19 protein-coding genes and 1 tRNA gene are annotated in these 17,929 nt (G+C 35.3%); 5 read left to right on the forward strand and 15 right to left on the reverse strand.

Features of this window, described 5'->3' with window-relative positions; translation table 11 throughout:
- The 7 genes from murD to bshC form a co-directional block, all read right to left on the reverse strand.
- Complete coding sequence (gene murD, locus P3U61_RS07845) at nt 1-1,350, reverse strand: UDP-N-acetylmuramoyl-L-alanine--D-glutamate ligase (protein ID WP_063284591.1); 1,350 nt, start codon at nt 1,348-1,350, stop codon at nt 1-3.
- Nucleotides 1,351-2,316: a phospho-N-acetylmuramoyl-pentapeptide-transferase gene (mraY, locus tag P3U61_RS07850; RefSeq protein WP_063284590.1), complete on the reverse strand. Its 966-nt coding sequence runs from the start codon at nt 2,314-2,316 to the stop codon at nt 1,351-1,353.
- Nucleotides 2,317-2,515: 199 nt separating this feature from the next.
- On the reverse strand, nt 2,516-4,669 hold the full coding sequence (locus tag P3U61_RS07855) for a penicillin-binding protein (RefSeq protein WP_063284589.1): 2,154 nt from the start codon (nt 4,667-4,669) through the stop codon (nt 2,516-2,518).
- Nucleotides 4,650-5,036, reverse strand: a complete 387-nt coding sequence (gene ftsL / locus P3U61_RS07860; protein ID WP_014614184.1) for a cell division protein FtsL — start codon at nt 5,034-5,036, stop codon at nt 4,650-4,652. Before ftsL ends, P3U61_RS07855 begins: the two co-directional genes overlap by 20 nt.
- An 18-nt stretch (nt 5,037-5,054) precedes the next feature.
- Nucleotides 5,055-5,990, reverse strand: a complete 936-nt coding sequence (gene rsmH, locus P3U61_RS07865; RefSeq protein ID WP_063284588.1) for a 16S rRNA (cytosine(1402)-N(4))-methyltransferase RsmH — start codon at nt 5,988-5,990, stop codon at nt 5,055-5,057.
- A 17-nt stretch (nt 5,991-6,007) separates the two neighbouring features.
- Nucleotides 6,008-6,439 carry a division/cell wall cluster transcriptional repressor MraZ gene (mraZ, locus tag P3U61_RS07870; RefSeq protein WP_014614186.1) on the reverse strand — a complete coding sequence of 144 codons (432 nt, stop codon included), beginning with the start codon at nt 6,437-6,439 and terminating at the stop codon, nt 6,008-6,010.
- A gap of 146 nt (nt 6,440-6,585) precedes the next feature.
- Complete coding sequence (gene bshC / locus P3U61_RS07875) at nt 6,586-8,199, reverse strand: bacillithiol biosynthesis cysteine-adding enzyme BshC (protein ID WP_015728989.1); 1,614 nt, start codon at nt 8,197-8,199, stop codon at nt 6,586-6,588.
- A 144-nt stretch (nt 8,200-8,343) separates the two neighbouring features.
- On the opposite strand from bshC, the gene P3U61_RS07880 reads away from it, so the two are divergent.
- Complete coding sequence (locus P3U61_RS07880) at nt 8,344-8,793, forward strand: N-acetyltransferase (protein WP_014614188.1); 450 nt, start codon at nt 8,344-8,346, stop codon at nt 8,791-8,793.
- 189 nt (nt 8,794-8,982) lie between these two features.
- On the opposite strand, the gene P3U61_RS07885 is transcribed toward P3U61_RS07880, so the two are convergent.
- Together P3U61_RS07885 and P3U61_RS07890 are read right to left on the reverse strand one after the other, a co-directional pair.
- Nucleotides 8,983-9,669, reverse strand: a complete 687-nt coding sequence (locus tag P3U61_RS07885) for a YjjG family noncanonical pyrimidine nucleotidase (protein ID WP_014614189.1) — start codon at nt 9,667-9,669, stop codon at nt 8,983-8,985.
- Nucleotides 9,670-9,982: 313 nt separating this feature from the next.
- The gene (locus tag P3U61_RS07890) at nt 9,983-10,114 is read right to left on the reverse strand and encodes a beta-class phenol-soluble modulin (protein WP_014614190.1); all 132 of its coding nucleotides are present in this window, start codon (nt 10,112-10,114) and stop codon (nt 9,983-9,985) included.
- A gap of 434 nt (nt 10,115-10,548) precedes the next feature.
- Between P3U61_RS07890 and P3U61_RS12285 the strand changes: the two genes are divergently transcribed.
- A complete protein-coding gene (locus P3U61_RS12285) occupies nt 10,549-10,617 on the forward strand; it encodes an alpha-1/alpha-2 family phenol-soluble modulin (protein WP_224398680.1) in 69 nt (22 codons plus the stop codon).
- 386 nt (nt 10,618-11,003) lie between these two features.
- Nucleotides 11,004-12,308 carry a TrkH family potassium uptake protein gene (locus tag P3U61_RS07895; protein ID WP_015728986.1) on the forward strand — a complete coding sequence of 435 codons (1,305 nt, stop codon included), beginning with the start codon at nt 11,004-11,006 and terminating at the stop codon, nt 12,306-12,308.
- Nucleotides 12,309-12,431: 123 nt separating this feature from the next.
- Here the strand turns inward: P3U61_RS07895 and P3U61_RS07900 are convergent, their stop codons facing one another.
- The gene (locus P3U61_RS07900) at nt 12,432-12,875 is read right to left on the reverse strand and encodes a VOC family protein (RefSeq protein WP_014614193.1); all 444 of its coding nucleotides are present in this window, start codon (nt 12,873-12,875) and stop codon (nt 12,432-12,434) included.
- 307 nt (nt 12,876-13,182) lie between these two features.
- On the opposite strand from P3U61_RS07900, the gene P3U61_RS07905 reads away from it, so the two are divergent.
- Nucleotides 13,183-13,256, forward strand: a tRNA-Arg gene (locus P3U61_RS07905).
- 516 nt (nt 13,257-13,772) lie between these two features.
- Here the strand turns inward: P3U61_RS07905 and P3U61_RS07910 are convergent.
- The 4 genes from P3U61_RS07910 to P3U61_RS12370 form a co-directional block, all read right to left on the reverse strand.
- Nucleotides 13,773-14,729 carry a hypothetical protein gene (locus tag P3U61_RS07910; protein ID WP_063284587.1) on the reverse strand — a complete coding sequence of 319 codons (957 nt, stop codon included), beginning with the start codon at nt 14,727-14,729 and terminating at the stop codon, nt 13,773-13,775.
- Between the two features lie 15 nt (nt 14,730-14,744).
- Nucleotides 14,745-15,392 carry a hypothetical protein gene (locus P3U61_RS07915; RefSeq protein WP_063284586.1) on the reverse strand — a complete coding sequence of 216 codons (648 nt, stop codon included), beginning with the start codon at nt 15,390-15,392 and terminating at the stop codon, nt 14,745-14,747.
- Nucleotides 15,385-15,849 (reverse strand): hypothetical protein, encoded by a 465-nt coding sequence (locus P3U61_RS07920; protein ID WP_063284585.1) that lies wholly within the window; start codon nt 15,847-15,849, stop codon nt 15,385-15,387. The genes P3U61_RS07915 and P3U61_RS07920 overlap by 8 nt, the downstream gene beginning before the upstream one ends.
- A gap of 442 nt (nt 15,850-16,291) precedes the next feature.
- Entirely contained in the window at nt 16,292-16,372 is an 81-nt protein-coding gene (locus P3U61_RS12370) for a hypothetical protein (protein ID WP_457810270.1), read from the reverse strand.
- 67 nt (nt 16,373-16,439) lie between these two features.
- Between P3U61_RS12370 and P3U61_RS07925 the strand changes: the two genes are divergently transcribed.
- Entirely contained in the window at nt 16,440-17,114 is a 675-nt protein-coding gene (locus tag P3U61_RS07925; RefSeq protein WP_001105987.1) for an IS6-like element IS257 family transposase, read from the forward strand.
- 119 nt (nt 17,115-17,233) lie between these two features.
- Here the strand turns inward: P3U61_RS07925 and P3U61_RS07930 are convergent, their stop codons facing one another.
- Nucleotides 17,234-17,926: a Crp/Fnr family transcriptional regulator gene (locus tag P3U61_RS07930; protein ID WP_011867731.1), complete on the reverse strand. Its 693-nt coding sequence runs from the start codon at nt 17,924-17,926 to the stop codon at nt 17,234-17,236.
- Nucleotides 17,927-17,929: the final 3 nt, after the last annotated feature.

Consider the following 17,929-nt stretch of genomic DNA (forward strand, 5'->3'; position numbering starts at 1 on the left):
TTAATGTGATGGCAAATGTGCTCTGAAAGCTTCAATAAAACGTTCTCCACGTTGTTCAAAGGTGTCATATTGATCCCAACTTGCACAAGCAGGGGATAATAATACAACATCATTCGGTTCGATGACATCTTGGACTTTAGCTACAGCATCTGTCACATCTTTTGCTCGAATGACATACTTTCCTTGACTCTCTCCTAGCTTCACAAATTTATCTTGTGTTTCACCAAACGTCACCATTACGCGCACATTGTTCATATACGGAATCAGTTCGTCAAAACCATTTCCACGGTCTAAACCACCACATAACCAAATGACAGGTTGCTTGAATGAACTTAACGCAAATTGTGTCGCTAATGTGTTCGTTGCTTTAGAATCGTTGTAGTATTTATTCGTTTTGTTATTGCCGATGTATTGCAGACGATGTGCAATGCCTGAAAACGTAGACAACGATTGGACGATAGCACTAATGGACACCCCTGCTAAAATCGCCGCCATGACTGCTGCTAAAATGTTTTCTAAGTTGTGTTCACCTGGTAATACGATATCATCTAAATGAATGAGACGTACACCGTTATAAACAATATACTCTTTTTCAACATAAATACCGTCTACACGATGTTGCGTAGAAAAGTATAAAATTTTAGCTCGAATTTTCGATGTACCAATGAGGTGTCTTTGTTTATCATTGAAAATTAAATAGTCGCTCTCAGTTTGATTTTCAAAAATACGTTTTTTCGCATTTTGATAGTTTTCAAGATTTTCATGGTAATCTAAATGCGCTGAATAAAGATTTGTGATGATCGCAATGTGCGGACGATAATGTTCAATACCGAGCAATTGGAACGAAGACAATTCCGTCACTAAATACTCATCTGTCTTCACTTCTTGTGCGACTTTTGATGCAACGAAACCAATATTTCCCGACAAACGGCCATTTTCACGGCTTTTGTTAAACATGTCACCGATTAATGACGTTACTGTCGTTTTACCATTTGTCCCAGTAATGCCTATAATTGGTGCTTCAGAAATTAAATAACTTAATTCTACTTCTGTTAAAATTTTCAATCCTTGTTTTTGTGCTTCTTGAATAATAGGTACTGTATATGGAATACCTGGGTTTTTGAAAATGATCGGTGCCTCATCTAATAACGCAAGCGGATGTGCACCACTGACGACACTAATGCCTAAGTCCTCTAAATCTTTCGCGTGAGCATCGTTTGATAAATCATTGCCATCGTTCACCGTCACCTCAGCGCCTAAACGATGTAACAATTTCGCTGCTTCATAACCACTTTTCGCCATACCGATAACGAGTACTTTTTTACCTCTAAGCCCTGTATAATGTATCAATTAATTCACTCCCATCCATAAACCGATTAAACCAGTAATTAATCCTACTGACCAGAATACAGTCACAACTTTCCATTCACTCCAACCGACTAATTCGAAATGATGATGTAATGGACTCATCTTAAAGACACGCTTTCCTGTTAACTTGAATGATGTCACTTGAATCATCACTGACAATGTTTCTAGTACGAAAACGAGACCGATGAATAACAAAGATATTTCTTGGTTTAACATAATTGAAATTGTAGCGAAAATACCCCCTAGCGCTAAACTTCCTGTATCCCCCATGAACACTTTCGCTGGGTTAATATTATATGGAAGAAAGCCGGCTAAAGCTGCGACCATGATAATACAAAATACGCCAATTGCTGGTTGTTCATGCGCAAAACTCATAATGGCATACATCGTAAAACCAATAATAGATAACCCTGTCGCTAAACCATCAAGACCGTCTGTTAAATTAACTGCATTAGAAAAACCAACTTGCCAGAACACGATAAAAATTACATAAGCAAATGATAACGGGATACTCACATCTGTAAACGGAATATGAATATCTGTAGAGAAATTAAACGCTTTAAAACCTTTAGCGACAATAAAGAAGATGACTGCGATTGCGATTTGCGCTAAAAATTTCTGCTTACTTGTAAGCCCTTGGTTGTTTTTCTTCACTACAATAATATAGTCATCAATAAAGCCAATTAAACCAAAACCAATTGTGACAAAGAGTAGTAACAGCAATGGACTTGCTGGTTCTACAAAAATACTTGCGATTATCGTTGTAACAATTGCACCAATTAAAAATGTTAACCCACCCATCGTTGGTGTACCTGTTTTTTTCATATGACTTTGTGGACCTTCTTCACGAATGCTCTGACCAAATTTCATCCTTTTTAATGTTGGAATCAAAATCGGTACTAAAACTGCTGTAATAACAAATGCGATAATTGCGCTAATCAATCCCATAATATTCTCCTTATCTTATCTTCTCTTCTTTTGCTCACATTCTTAGTCATTCTAAACATGATGCGATCACTTCAATGCGCGTATTCGTATAAGTCGACTGAAGTGATTGCATTCATGGCCGTTCTTTTCAACTTACGCATCGTCATAAACATCAACATGCCGTGATAGCCTTTCGCACAGTGTCTGTTTATCACGTTGCCTATTCTGTTTTTTGGGAATCTAATGTTACTTCAAGTTTAGTGTTTTTATCTATCGCTGACTGTGGTGTTTTCGATTGCGACTTCACAAAACCACTGCCTTTGACATCAATTTTGATATCTGTCAATGATTGGAAGGCGACAATATCATCTCTTGTCCATCCTGTCATATCTGGCATTGTTAAATCACCTTCAGTTAACAAGAGGACATTACTATTTGGCAATAATCGACCATTTGATGACGGCGATTGACTCACAACTTTTTTACCATTACCAATGACAATTGGGTTGAGTTTTTTACCTCTAATCTCATCTTCAGCACGTTGTACACTACGATTTTCAACATCTGGAACATTGCTGATCTTCGTTTTACTGTCATCTACTTCATTATCGCCGACATTTAAATATTGTAAAGTGTTTTTCATAATCGGATTAAATGCTTTGCTGACACCCATTTCGTATGCTTCTTGATCGTTCTTTTGCGCTAAGCTCATCCCTGCATAAACAACAACACGCGGATTTTTACTTGGCGCATGCCCCATAAAGCTCACAAAGTATGGATTAGGTCCTTTCACATAGCCGCCATTTTCAGGGTCAGCCACCTGTGCAGTACCTGTTTTACCACCAATACGATATCCGTCGACACGATAGTTTTTCGCATGGCTATCTTCACTGTTCACCACTTCATCCAATTGTTTGTTCACTTTCTTCGCTGTATCGTTTTTAATCGGTTTGCCCGTAACTTCGCGTTCACCTTTATAATATGTGTTTTTAGTCACAGGATTTATAATGGATTGGACGAAGTATGGGCGTAACATTTCGCCTTTATTGAAAAATGCCGATTGCGCTTGCAACATTTGTGCCGGCGTGACTGTTGTCGATTGACCGAACGCAGATGTTTTTTGCATCAATTCATTTTCCCAGGCAATATTGCCGGATTGTTCACCATCAAACAAACTTCGCGTTGACTTGCCAAAACCGAACTTTTCATACCAAGACTTCATTTTGTCTGCACCGACAAGGTCTTGAAGGCGCATCATCAAAGTATTAGATGAATACGTGAAGCCGAGACTCATATCAATTTCGCCCCAACCTTTTTTATTCCAGTCATAAATACGTGACCCTTGAATATCTCTGTAACCCGATTGATATTTACGGTCTGGTTTAAATTCCCCTTCTTGAATCGCTGCGGCTAAACCAAAACTTTTGAATGTCGAACCTGGTTCATACGTATTTTGATATAAATCATTCGCCCATTTTTTACCAAAATCTTCACCTGTATCTGGATTGAATGTTGGACGCTGACTATAAGCTAAGATTTCACCTGTTTTCGCATCCATGACAACGGCGAAGATGTCTTTTGGTTCATAATGCTCAACCATTTTATCTAATGCTTCTTCCACAAAGACTTGAATATTAGAATCAATCGTTAAATGCACATCATCGCCACGTTGCGGTGCGACTTCATTTTTCGAATTCGGAATAATGTAACCCCAAATATCTTTTGTAAATGAAGTATGGCCGGCTTTACCTTTAAGATAACTGTCGAAAATCTTTTCAACGCCTAAAGCCCCTTTTAATTTGCCGCTATCGGGATCTTTTTGTGCCATCCCAATCAAGTGTGAGGCAAACTTACCATTTGGATAAAAGCGCTTCACTTCCGGATAAAGTGTAATCCCAGGTAAATTCGCTTTTTCAATTTTTTCTTTATCTTGATAAGTCAGATTTTGACCAGATCGGCCGAACTCGACTTGGAATGCCTTTTTCGTGTTGAGACGCTTCTCGATGTCCTTTTCAGGCATATCGATAATTTTAGCGAGAACTTTAGCTGTTTTTTTCTTATCCACAACGTGACGTGGTTTGTCTGAATCTTTACTTGCTTGTGGATCAATAACTGCTGCCAAACGGAAACGGTCCACGTCTTCTGCCAAAACTTTACCGTTACGGTCATAAATCTTACCTCGTTCAGCATCTTCATCTAAATGAGATAAATATTTTTCATTTGCTTTGGCGATCAAGTCTTCCCCTGACGAGTGTCCTGTCAACATGACATAGCCATATCTTAAAACCAAAAGAAAAAAGAGCAGCCCGAAAACACCCATCAGGAGGACTGCTCCTAGCTTATTTTTTTTAATTTTAATTTTTCGTTTCGCCATCTTTACGCACTACCTTTACATTGTCGTTCTTCAAGCTCATCCCTTGATCTTCAGCCTTTTTATAAATGCGTTTGTACGATGAATTCTCCATTGTTTCAGACTTTAATGCGCTATTTTGACTTGTTTGCTTTTCTATTTTTTGATCTAAATCTGCAATTTTCCCTCTCGTATCATATGCATCCATTTTTAAAGATAGCATATAGATACTGATGACAGCAATAATCGTAACTAGCGTTATGTATAACATCTTTTCAAATCGTGTTAATTTGACAACAACTTGCTTCTTGATAGTTTGTTTTTGTGTCGATTGTTTTCTCTGTGGTTCGACTTGCGGTTGATAGGTATCATATATTCTTTCTACAGCCATAGTCTCTTTTTCGCCCCTCTATTTTAATATTTCGGCTACTCGAAGTTTTGCACTTCTCGCACGATGATTGTCTTCTAAGTCTGTCGCATCCGCTACGATTGGTTTTCGGTTCACACGTTTCAATTTAGGTGTGTACGCTTCTGGAAGTACGGGTAATCCTCTTGGGACGTCTGGCCCTTTTTCATACTCTTGAAACATTTGCTTACATAAACGATCTTCTAATGAATGGAAGGTGATAACAGAAATTCGTCCGTTCACTTTCACATGGTCAATCGCTTGTTCTAATGAATCTTCAAATGCAGCAAGTTCATCATTCACTGCAATACGAATCGCTTGAAATACACGTTTCGCAGGATGACCACCTTTACGTCGTGCTTTTGCTGGAATCCCTTCCTTAATACACGTCACTAGATCAAAAGTGGTTTCAATCGGTTGTTGCTGTCGTCTTGCTTCAATTTTTCGTGCGATTTGTTTCGAAAATTTTTCTTCCCCATATCGAAAAAAGATTTTTACGAGTGTTTCATAAGACCACGTATTGACAACTTCGTAGGCGGAAAGAGGTTGCGTTTGATCCATTCTCATGTCTAACTTGGCATTATGTTGGTAACTAAACCCTCGTTCTGGTACATCCAGTTGCGGGCTCGAAACACCTAAGTCATATAAAATGCCGTCCACTTTGTCTATGTTTAATTCAGCTAAAATATTAGCTAAATTTCTAAAGTTGTTATGTACAAACGTGACTTTATGTAAATCTTGTTGCAATTTTTCTTTAGCATGATTGATTGCCGTCATATCTTGATCAATCGCAATCAATCGACCTTCATCCGATAATTGATTCAGAAGATATTGCGAATGTCCTGCGCCACCTAACGTGCAATCAACATAGACGCCATCTTCTTTAATATTCAGTTGGTCTACAGTTTCTTTTAATAACACGCTAATGTGATGAAACACCGCGAACCCTCCGTTTTTTAAAAATCAAAATCAATTAAGTCTTCTGCAATCTCTTCAAAGCTCTCTTCAGATTCATCATAGAAATCATTCCAAGTGTTGCGATCCCAAATCTCAATTCGATTTGACACACCAATCACCGTACATTCTTTGTCAAGATGTGCATACTCTCTTAATTTAGCTGGGATGTTAATTCTCCCTTGTTTATCGATTTCCACTTCGATAGCACCTGAGAAGAACATGCGCACAAACTTACGTGCATCACGTTTAGTTAAAGGTAAGGATTTCATTTTCTCCTCAATCGTTTGCCATTCTTCAAGTGTGTAACCAAATAAACATTTATCAAGGCCTCTTGTGAGAATAAAACGTTCATTTAAGTCATAACGAAATTTTGATGGTACTATCATACGGCCTTTAGCATCGAGTTTATTTTCGTATTCACCCATGAACATTCTATTATCACCTCACCTTTATTCTAATTTACCACATCTCACCACTATCCTCCACTAATTCTGTAAAAATCTCCAATATTTATCAAAATAGACACAAAAAAAGAACCCTGCTCATATTAAGAAGGGTTCTCAAACCGTTGATATTATCATGTTTTAATGACATATTGATCAAAAGAGTAACGAAGTGGAGGGAAAGTGGAGGACGTGTACATCTCCATCCCAAATTCATTTAATAATTGGAGTGGGTTCCAGATACGTTCTTGCAATCCCCCCATCGGATGTAACGTTTGTGACAATAAATGGAAGTGTCGCATACTAATTTCATTTTCACGCTCAATATTTTTAAGGTAACGTGACTGTAAATATTCATATTGATGGGTTTGGATTTGATGATTCTTCTTCAGTAACTTGCGCTGATCTTCCGAATCATTTAACTGTGCTTGCAAACGCTCATAAAAGGCATGTTGCTGGTCGAGCATTTGTTGCATATCCACAAGCACCTCTTCAGAAGCTTGAGCACGTACAAAACGTTGACGTGCTGCTTCCGTACCATTCGCAATCATATCTGCTAAATCAAGGTCATATGAAGCTAACAATTTTTCGATTTTAGGTGTCACATATGTGAAACGTAAGCGCGGCAATACAATCGGCATTTCAATGCCCATTTCATGAAAGACCGTTTGCAACTCTGCCCAGTATTTAATTTCACTCGGTCCACCGATAAATGCAACAGTGTTAAACAACCATTCTTCGGTAAGCGGACGCGTGACCACATTGTTAGAAAAATCTGTTGGTGTCGCTTCAATTTTTTGTAATAACGCTGCTTGACTGAACGTGACATCCGATTTACTTAAACGATAGACACCATCTTCATACTTTAATAACTGACGTTGCCCATCTTCATGCATGAACAAGTGGACATTTGTATCGGTTTGAATCATTGGTGTTAACCCAGCAGCACCTGTACGTTGTTGTTGCGTTCGAAAAGCGTTGTCAATTTGCTCGTGATGTTGAATGATTTGTTTGAACAACGGCACTTCTATTTCACGTAACGCTTCAAATTGGGCATCAATCAATAATAAGCCTGACTGACTAAAACATTCATGTACGATTTGTTTGAATAACGATGTCCAATTGTCTGCTTGATCGATAAAATGAGCAATTTGTTGATACAATACTTTCGAATGCGGTGTTTCAGGTAATGCTGCAAAATAATCAGTCAATGCTTGTTTCAATGCCGCTTTATCAGGGGTATAGCGGGACACATTGGACTCTGGTGGTGCCATCGTGTGATATTTCACTTTTTTCAGCGTCCCAGTTCGTTGTTGCATCACATACGTATGATTGACTTCATCAAAGTCGTGGTCCTCACCTGCAATCCAAAAGACTGGAACGACAGGCGTCTCATATGTAGATTCCAGTTCGTTGGCCTTAACGATGATAGAAATAATTTTATGGAAAGTATAAAGTGGACCAGTAAACAACCCTGCTTGTTGACCACCTACGACGACTTTCGCGCCATTTTCTAAAGCATCGAGTGCACGTTGTTGGGCTTCAGAAAGGTTTAAATCCGCCATATACGCGCGCACAACTTTCGCCATTTCATGTTCTCTACCATTGTTAGGTTGTTGCATACGGCGTGCATAACTTTCCTCTTCAACCGGATCATAATCAAAAAATTGCAATATATTTTCATCTTGTTGTTTTAAACGGTTTATAAATTGATCCGACTCATTGACTGTAATATTTAAACAATCCATGCTCATTTCTCCTTAAACAGTATTCCATAACAGTATTCCATAACAGTATAAAGGTTCCACACGCACATGACAATCTAACGGCTTGCTTCAAAATTTAAAATAAATAGGCTATAATTAAATTATTAAAGACAAGGGGGTAATCACATGACAAAAGTTGAGCACCTTGACATTAACTACAAAACAGAAGAACTTTTTGAAGACTTTCGTCAAAATTTTGGCAACAAAGATTTATACATGGTGAACGAACTGCACGGTGAGATGATTGATGCCAGTTCTGAGTCACCATTTTATGGTATTTATGTTGGGGAAAAAATTGGCGCACGTATGGCACTTTATCGAAAAGGCGAAGTTGAAGAGACATTTTTTCCGAACTTTGACGATTATCTCGTCGTTTGGAAACTCGAAGTACTTAAAAAATATCAAGGCAAAGGTTACGGTTCTGCATTAGTCGCATATGCAAAATCATTCGACCTTCCTATTAAAGCGATTGCGAGAAATGAGTCTAAAGACTTCTTTATTAAAAATGGTTTTAAAGATTTAGAAGTCAAAAATGACGATGGGCACGATATACTCGTTTGGGAACCCCAAAAATAATAACAAAAGTTGAAGGGTGCTGTTCTCAGTTGAAAAACTAAGAACAGCACCCTTCAATTTTAAGACAATCCTGAATCCCTTCTAAAAAATTGAGGAGATTGGATTTCTGAAAAATGATAATCTAGTTTTTGGAAATCTAATCATCTTCCACTTACATTACAACCATACAAATGATGGTAGTTACTTGAATTACTTTAAAATCTCTTTTAATGCTTCAATATGGTTAATCGTATACGTCGGTTGAATAGACGTTTTATTTTCAAGCTGACGGTGGTTAAACCAGCAAGTATCAATTCCAGAATTAATACCACCTTGAATATCAGAAGTAAGTGAATCCCCCACGATTAGGAAGTCCTTTTTATCATACTGATGAAACACTTTAAAGACCTCTTCAAAAAATGCGACATTCGGCTTCTGTGCTCCAATTTTATCTGAAATAAAAATATGATCCATCATGGAGTGAAGGTCCGTTCGTGCGATACGTCGTTCTTGTGTATCTGTTACACCATTCGTCACTATCGCTAATGCATAATTTGATTGAAGTGTTTTCAACATAGGAATGATACCCGTGAGCCATTTAATGGGAGCACGTGCAAGACCATCACGAAAGACAACATCCGCTTCTTGACCATCAACTGTCATGCCATATGTCGCAAATGTTTCGATAAAGCGATGACGCAATACTTCCGCTTTCGTTATTTCTCCACGTTGAAATGCTTCCCAATGATTTTGATTAATTTCCTTAAAACGGTGATAATCATGTAGTTGAGAAGGTACGGCATAATGACGCATTAAATGGGCATATGCCTGTACTTCAGCGTCATGAAAATCTACCAATGTATCATCAAAATCGAATAAAATTACTTTATAACTCAAATTTCACGCCTCCCGAAAGTCAAAAGAATCTTTCTAAGTGTATCAAAATACGTATGATCTGTCATACGATTTCACTGATGGAGTAAGAATGGGCCGATAAAACTATGACAGAGTGGACTACTTGATTGCACACTTCGACATGTCATTCAACGTAAAAAAAGATGATACATTCCAGTGCCCACGTTCACCCTATGCGCACGAAATCTATCATCTCTATCAATAGTCAAGTTCATCATCTTAACTGATTCGACATTTGAATTTATTTATTGTTAAGGAAAGTTGATATTCAATTGTCAAAAGTAGAAACGATTAATTAACCAAAGAAGCCACTAATTACATTAATACCATTTGCTACGATATCAGCAATGCTTGTGCCTAATGTGACCCAATCATGGTTAATACCTGCCTCGATTGTGTTTTTAATTGCGTCAAATAATTCTGTCATAATAGAACCCCTCCATAAAGATAATTTATATTACAAAGCATTGAACGGTTTGCTTTGTTAAATTAACTATAACGTATTTTATAAATATTGCCGTCAATCTTTCTCAACTTGTTGGTTAGCATTCCTAATCGTCTGAAACCATCGTCATTTTTCACAGTTAAGATGCCCAACTGTTTTCCAAAAGATAATAATTACTTTTGATAAACATCTATAAAATATAATTAAGATTACTTACAGATTTAACTTATCAATATATTTAGTTTCTGGATTATCATTAACATATTGGCAAAGATATATTGCCTAACTGTAAAAAGAATTCATCTTTATTTACACTTAAGCATTCAAATAAACGAGTTAGGCCATATCCTCCTTTTAATCACCCGCATCGTTTAAAATATGGTTACAGTATAAATAAAGAGGAGGTCATCGCTATGATGTGGGCAGATATCATTTTAGGCATTGTTAAATTAATTAAAGGGTTAATCGATACATTCAAAAAATAATCCGACATGATAAAGGCTGAGACATTCAATTGTCCGGCCTTTTTTTAGTGAGTAAAATAGTACTTCGATTCCCTTACAACAATCTGGCTCAACATGCATGATGTTCAAATACTACTCTGCACATTGACCACCTTACACCCCTTATACTACCTCACCCGCTTACCATTTTCGTCCGTAAACTTTTCACATGCGCATCCATGCAAAGATTATGCTTCACACCGTCCCTTCATTATGAAGCAATCTATATGTTATCACTACAAAATACATACAAAACCTGCGCTCGATGTGACGATTCAAAGCCGATTTGATATACTTTTGAAAAATAGTGATTTGTTTTTGAAACATATCGTGATATTATAACTTCAAAAAGAACCGAGGCGTCAAAGATGTATAGTAAAAGGCAACCTATCTTGTTTTATCTTATTTTATTTTTAAGTACTACTTTCATTGGTAGTCTTCTTCTTTACTTACCTTGGACTGGTCAAAAGCCGATTTCTTTTGTCGATGCTATGTATGTAGCGACGAGTGCTTTTACAGTGACCGGCCTGACAACCGTGGATATTACAGAGCAGTTTAACGTTTTAGGTCATACTGTCATCATGCTTCTCATTCAAATTGGCGGTATGGGAATTGTAGCCGTGTCTCTATTGACACTAATGATTTCACAAAAGAAGATTACATTTCAAAATAATCAATTATTCAAGTTAGAACTTAACATCGATGAGACCATCAATGTTGTTAATTTCGCAAAATTTATTTTCATTTTTACGGTAGTATTTGAAGCGCTAGGTGCCATGATCCTCGCAACAGTATTCGTGCCTGAGTATGGATGGTCTAAAGGTATGTTCATTAGTGTCTTTACGTCTATTTCAGCACTCAATAATGCTGGATTTTCTTTATTCAGTGACAATTTAGTTTCTTATGCGAGTGATCCCGTAGTCAATTTGATGATTGCGATATTAATTATTGTCGGTGGGATAGGCTATATCGTGTTATTCGACCTAATGACAACACGCCATTTAAAACGACTTCACGTTCATACGAAGGTCACATTATTTGTCACATTTATTTTAATTGTTGTTGGGACACTCGGCTTTTTAATATTAGAACATCATCACGCATTAAAAGGGATGTCTTTTCCGCAACAAATATTAGTTTCATTTTTCCAATCCGTCAGTACACGTACAGCCGGTTTTAACACGATAGACTTTTCACATCTCGCGCCGGGCACACTCATGTTGACCATGATTTTAATGTTTATTGGTGCAGGTCCGATTAGTGCAGCCGGCGGGATTAAAGTCACAACATTTACACTTGTACTATTATATGTGATCACCTCATTGAAAGGTCACCGCTATACACAAGTCTTTCATCGTTCGATTGATCAAAAACAAACACAAAAAGCAGTTGCGATTACATTAACAGCAATGATGTTCATTATCTTTATTATATTTTGGTTTGCAGTGGCGCAACCGAACTTACAATTTGAGGCGATCGCTTTCGAAGTCATTTCCGCATTTGGAACAGTGGGCTTATCTACAGGCATTTCTACAGAATATGATACCTTTGCGAAGGCACTGATTATTATTACAATGATTGCCGGTAAAATAGGTGTACTCACATTGTTAGGTGTTTTACATAATCGCACAAGAGAAACTTTCCATTACGCGAAAAGCCATTTATATTTATAAAAAATCAAAACACGCCATCACACTGTTTAAAATGTGATGACGTGTTTTTAGTTGATGTGATTCCTAAGTATGCACCGGACAATATCTCAATGATAGCGCACTGCCCTATGCGACTACTTTGAATTATTGTGCCGTTGTATCTTGACCGTGAATCATCCAACGAATACCGTATCGATCTGTAAATACACCCATTTTCCCGCCCCAGAACTGTTCTGCTAAAGGCATTTCGACTGTAATACTGTTATGATCTTTTACGCGGTCATACAGCGCTTCAATTTCTTGAGCATCTTCCCCAACATTCACATCATAGTCTAACATGAGTGAAATCGCACCGTTAATTGACGCCGCTTTACCAAATGAATCAGACGCAAACAATTGCGTTGAAGCAATAGTGAATTCCGCATGCATCGTCGCATCAGTTGCATCCTCTTGTGACAGTCCAAAATGACCTGCTTGTTCTTTTGTTACTGGTAAACGATTAATCTCAGTGGCTCCGAAAACTTCCTCATAATATTCTAACGCTTCTTTGGTATTTTCAAACGCAATATATGGATATAATTTTGTCATAGTCCCTATCCCTTTCATATCACTTACTTTATTACTATATACCTTTTAGTTAGATAAAAGAAACAAAGTGTATGATAAGGGCCATAACTGTCATACTATGGATTAAAGTCTTATCAAAAAATTGAAAACTAACCTAAAATATTTTAAAGGTATAGTGAAAAGCATTGTTCATTTTTTAGTGATAATTTAAATTTTACTATCTATTTGTTGTAATTTTTTGTATTAGGTGTTAAATGTTTAATTTTTTTCTTAAGCTTATGTTGATTTATAACGACCAATTCGCTATAATTATCCTTGTGTTGAAAATGTCCTGGTAGCTCAGCTGGATAGAGCAATGGCCTTCTAAGCCATCGGTCGGGGGTTCGAATCCCTCCCAGGACGCTAATTAATGAAATTTAAGCACTTTTTAAAATTAAGAATCCCATAACGGCGGGGTTCTTTTTATTTTGCCTATCAATAACACACCATATAAAACGAATTTTTAGGGACTTTTTAGGGACCCGAGTCCTTATTATTACACCCCACCTATTGCAGGCGGGGTTTTTCCATAAAAAATACCACACCGCTAGGGTGTGGTGGGTAATTACTTAAGCATTCAAATACTTATTCACTGCCTGCAACGTGTGAGATCATACCTGACATTTTGTATTAGTATGAATTGACTTAAATATATGCCAAAAACCCTATTAAATCAACATATATCGTTTTTCATTGCAGTTATTATTAGTTTTTACCTTCCAAATTATGCCACTCCAAATACATATCTCAAACATAAGAGGCCTCTTTCTTCATAAAACACCTTAATCGAAAAAGCTATTGCAGCACAGAATTCTTCTCAACATATAAAACATCACTCCAAAGTGGCGTTTGAAGTTTGATATTCAACTTTTCCATGTGCTAATCATCTATATCGCTTTCGTTGTTAAAACTAGAATCGTCATCGGACACTTCATAGTTTATCAACTCATTGTTTATTCTACTAATAACTTCTTGTCCTATACTTTTATTAAATTCATCCTTATCCCACTCAGCATTAGTATATATTGAACTTAATAGTGGCAAAACCTCAAACATAACCTTCATTACAACATGTGCAACAAAATTCCCCGGCTCTAACTCATCATAATTTCCTTTATACTGATTGATATCAATTTTCAAATTATTAGACGTTCCATTATCAAAAAATTCAGTTACAAACAAATGATCTTCAAACTTAATTTTCACCTTAACTTTATTAATATCTTTAATTTCAAATAGAAACGTTAGTGTACTTAGTAAATTCATTACTTTACTACCAGTACCTGATACATTTGTTAACTTATCTATATATGTATTACCACTGTATGCTTCTATAGATTGAACACTTAATTTTTCATTATCGTTTTCATCATTTAAAACCACGTAAAATAACCATAAATAGAAATCTTTATTACTTAATAATGATACTTGGTTATTCTCAATTTCACCTTTATCCTCATATTTCATTAACTTTCTTATTATAGACTTACCTTTGCTATCACTATTACTTTTACTAATAACAAATTGATTAATGCTTCCATTTGTTAGAACAATTAAAATAGCTTCAGTACTGGAGACCCTTGCTTCTCTGTTAGAATCGTTTTCAAACCCTTTATTAATTGATTCATTAAAGTACTTATAGACTTTATAACTATAAGTATTTCCTGAAATAGTTATTTTATCTAACTCAGTATATTCTTCAAATATAGTATTTAGTCTTTCGTTATGAACTTCTTCAAAAGTTTCTCCTACTTCCGAATCTAAATGTTTAATTATATCTTCAAAAGACTTATCAGTTTTATCTGTAAATTTAGAATAGCTACTAATATTTTTCATTTTAAATTCCCCTTTTTAATTGTCTAACTGTGTAAATGAAATTGATTTATAATTAAGAAAATACAGTTTTTTTATAAAATTGTCATTGCTATTTTTTTCAAATTGAAAACTATTAGTATTTTGGTCTCCAACATTATTATTTATAACATAACACTTAATAGTTGCAGTATAACAATCCTTTTCTTTAGAAAAGCTCAGATACTTTAAATTAATAAAATAAGCATCATTATTTTCAATAATAATTCTTTGGTTTTGAGGAGATTGAAAACTCAACCAAAAAGGACATTTTATTTCAATAAGTTTATCTTTTTTTTCTTGCTTTTTAGCTTTAATACTAACCATAATCGCAGTTGGTAAACCCTCTAATGATGGAGGAGATAACTTGACTTCCAAATCTTTTAAGTTTTCAGCACCAACCTCAATATTAATAGTATTAACAAAAATATCGCATATAATACCTATTAGAATGATAATAACAAATGAAAATAAAGGGATAAAAATGGCAAAATCTATAGCAATAGCATCAGATAAGCTATTAATTTTAAATATAGCTTTGGATACAGAAAAATTAAAACATGAGATTAGCACCACTATAATAATACCAATTAAGGTATTCACTAGCAGTGGCCATGAATTTTTAATGAATTCTTTAGTTTTATTCATTGAATGCTCCAGTAAATAATCTATTTATTAATTGGATATCTTCATCCCCTTCATTATCAGTAAAAATTACACCATTTGATCTAATTGAAAAGTATTTGTCCTTATACTTTACATCTATATTTAGAATATCAATTGAATTTTCAACATCATAACCTTGCATAAATTGCTTGATGCTAAATTTCTTATCTTCTCTCATTTTGAATGGAAGTCCATTAAAAACATTTAATGTATCTGAATCATAAAAATCTTCTTCAATATTAATATTTTTAACAATACCTTTGTTATTTCTTACAAATTGCATTAAGTTTATCATTATATCAGTGGTTACAATAAACTGACTATAACCTTTGGAAGTGAACGTTTTTATGAATTCTAAATAAGAATTTTCATTTTCATTAAAAGTAAAAACTCCAAATTGATTATTTTTCTTAAAAATTTTATAAATCACATCATTCACTTCCTTCCTCCTAATTCTTAACGTTACTTTGATTATAGAAAAAAAAGTTAGAGTTGTAAATTTTATTTACTATTTTTTTACAATCCTACTAAACTTAAAACTTACTTTGTGTTAAGAGATGGCGTCACATACTTCTTTAACCACATTGCTAAACCAACAAGTTGATCAATGCTGAAATCCTAAATTAGAAATTTACTTATTTATCAAAGTGGTTGCTTTCTTCACTTGCCCAATGTAACAAATTACGACACATAGAGGAAACTTTTCTTTCAGTTAGCTTATAGATAATATATCACTCACAAAAAACACCACCCTCAACTAGCACAGGGGCGGTAAATAAAGCCGGATTGGTTACCGGTAATCTATATGTATTATAGCACAAAAAAACAGGGCAGTCGCAATGACCGCCCTTAATATAATATAGTATGAACTTTTTAACTTATTACTTAACTTCTAACTTGCCCCACAAGGCTTTTTCTTTCAACAATTTACCATCCTTGTCAGTAATTTTACCAATAGGCATATAAAAATTATGGTTCTGTTGCAAAGTTGAATTTATAGTATAATTTTAACAAAAAAGAGTCTTCTGTATGAACTATTTCAGATATAAACAATTTAACAAGGATGTTATCACTGTAGCCGTTGGCTACTATCTAAGATATGCATTGAGTTATCGTGATATATCTGAAATATTAAGGGAACGTGGTGTAAACGTTCATCATTCAACGGTCTACCGTTGGGTTCAAGAATATGCCCCAATTTTATATCAAATTTGGAAGAAAAAACATAAAAAAGCTTATTACAAATGGCGTATTGATGAGACGTACATCAAAATAAAAGGAAAATGGAGTTATTTATATCGTGCCATTGATGCAGAGGGACATACATTAGATATTTGGTTGCGTAAGCAACGAGATAATCATTCAGCATATGCGTTTATCAAACGTCTCATTAAACAATTTGGTAAACCTCAAAAGGTAATTACAGATCAGGCACCTTCAACGAAGGTAGCAATGGCTAAAGTAATTAAAGCTTTTAAACTTAAACCTGACTGTCATTGTACATCGAAATATCTGAATAACCTCATTGAGCAAGATCACCGTCATATTAAAGTAAGAAAGACAAGGTATCAAAGTATCAATACAGCAAAGAATACTTTAAAAGGTATTGAATGTATTTACGCTCTATATAAAAAGAACCGCAGGTCTCTTCAGATCTACGGATTTTCGCCATGTCACGAAATTAGCATCATGCTAGCAAGTTAAGCGAACACTGACATGATAAATTAGTGGTTAGCTATATTTTTTTACTTTGCAACAGAACCGCCTTTTTGTATACCCAAAAAACCGTGAGAGTATTATCCTCTTACGGTTTTTTCGGCACTTTAACTTGATGAAAATAATAATTCATCTAAATCAAATATCTCAATATATTTATGCGTATGTTGTTTAATTAAACCTTTTTCTTCCAATGCTGAAAACTTTCGACTTATTGTTTCAGGAGTTGTACCCAAATAAGAAGCTAGATCCTTCTTTGACATTGGTAAGGTCACATAAGTATGATTTTCTTCATTCTCAACGTATTCTGATAGAAAATCAATAATACGAGACTCTACTTGCTCCATACCAACCTGCATCGTTTGCTTTTCTGATACCTGTAAACGTTTCGTAACGTCTGATAGGATTCTTCTCATAATTTCTGGGTAAGCATCTAAATAGTCATTCATATCCTTTTTATGAATTCTACATATACTTACTTCTGATATTGCTTCAGCATAATTAGAATGGTAACTTTCAGTTTGAAAAATAGCCACTTCTCCCATAAAATCACCAGGATTTAGTATGCGTACAGTTTGTTCACGACCGGATTCATTTAAGTTATAAATACGTACACGCCCATTATTTACGATATATAGTGTGTCATCTTTATCACCACTTCCAAATAACAACGCATTCTTTTCATAATGTACTTCATGCGCTGATTGTGCAATTAAACTCATTTGTTCTTCATTTAGGTGGTTAAAAATCGGAACTAAACGTATACAATCTACATGACTATGGTGATGATGGTGTGCCATACA

The sequence above is a fragment of the Staphylococcus pseudintermedius genome, from assembly GCF_034042775.1.
In the GTDB taxonomy this organism is placed as follows: Bacteria; Bacillota; Bacilli; order Staphylococcales; family Staphylococcaceae; genus Staphylococcus; species Staphylococcus pseudintermedius.

Excerpts from the sequence above, each read along its gene's own strand:
- mraY (WP_063284590.1), bottom strand. The coding sequence starts at position 2,316 with ATGGGATTGATTAGCGCAATTATCGCATTTGTTATTACAGCAGTTTTA.
- P3U61_RS07855 (WP_063284589.1), bottom strand. The coding sequence starts at position 4,669 with ATGGCGAAACGAAAAATTAAAATTAAAAAAAATAAGCTAGGAGCAGTC.
- ftsL (WP_014614184.1), bottom strand. The coding sequence starts at position 5,036 with ATGGCTGTAGAAAGAATATATGATACCTATCAACCGCAAGTCGAACCA.
- mraZ (WP_014614186.1), bottom strand. The coding sequence starts at position 6,439 with ATGTTCATGGGTGAATACGAAAATAAACTCGATGCTAAAGGCCGTATG.
- bshC (WP_015728989.1), bottom strand. The coding sequence starts at position 8,199 with ATGGATTGTTTAAATATTACAGTCAATGAGTCGGATCAATTTATAAAC.
- P3U61_RS07880 (WP_014614188.1), top strand. The coding sequence starts at position 8,344 with ATGACAAAAGTTGAGCACCTTGACATTAACTACAAAACAGAAGAACTT.
- P3U61_RS07890 (WP_014614190.1), bottom strand. The coding sequence starts at position 10,114 with ATGACAGAATTATTTGACGCAATTAAAAACACAATCGAGGCAGGTATT.
- P3U61_RS07895 (WP_015728986.1), top strand. The coding sequence starts at position 11,004 with ATGTATAGTAAAAGGCAACCTATCTTGTTTTATCTTATTTTATTTTTA.
- P3U61_RS07900 (WP_014614193.1), bottom strand. The coding sequence starts at position 12,875 with ATGACAAAATTATATCCATATATTGCGTTTGAAAATACCAAAGAAGCG.
- P3U61_RS07910 (WP_063284587.1), bottom strand. The coding sequence starts at position 14,729 with ATGAAAAATATTAGTAGCTATTCTAAATTTACAGATAAAACTGATAAG.
- P3U61_RS07915 (WP_063284586.1), bottom strand. The coding sequence starts at position 15,392 with ATGAATAAAACTAAAGAATTCATTAAAAATTCATGGCCACTGCTAGTG.
- P3U61_RS12370 (WP_457810270.1), bottom strand. The coding sequence starts at position 16,372 with ATGCCTATTGGTAAAATTACTGACAAGGATGGTAAATTGTTGAAAGAA.
- P3U61_RS07925 (WP_001105987.1), top strand. The coding sequence starts at position 16,440 with ATGAACTATTTCAGATATAAACAATTTAACAAGGATGTTATCACTGTA.
- P3U61_RS07930 (WP_011867731.1), bottom strand. The coding sequence starts at position 17,926 with ATGGCACACCATCATCACCATAGTCATGTAGATTGTATACGTTTAGTT.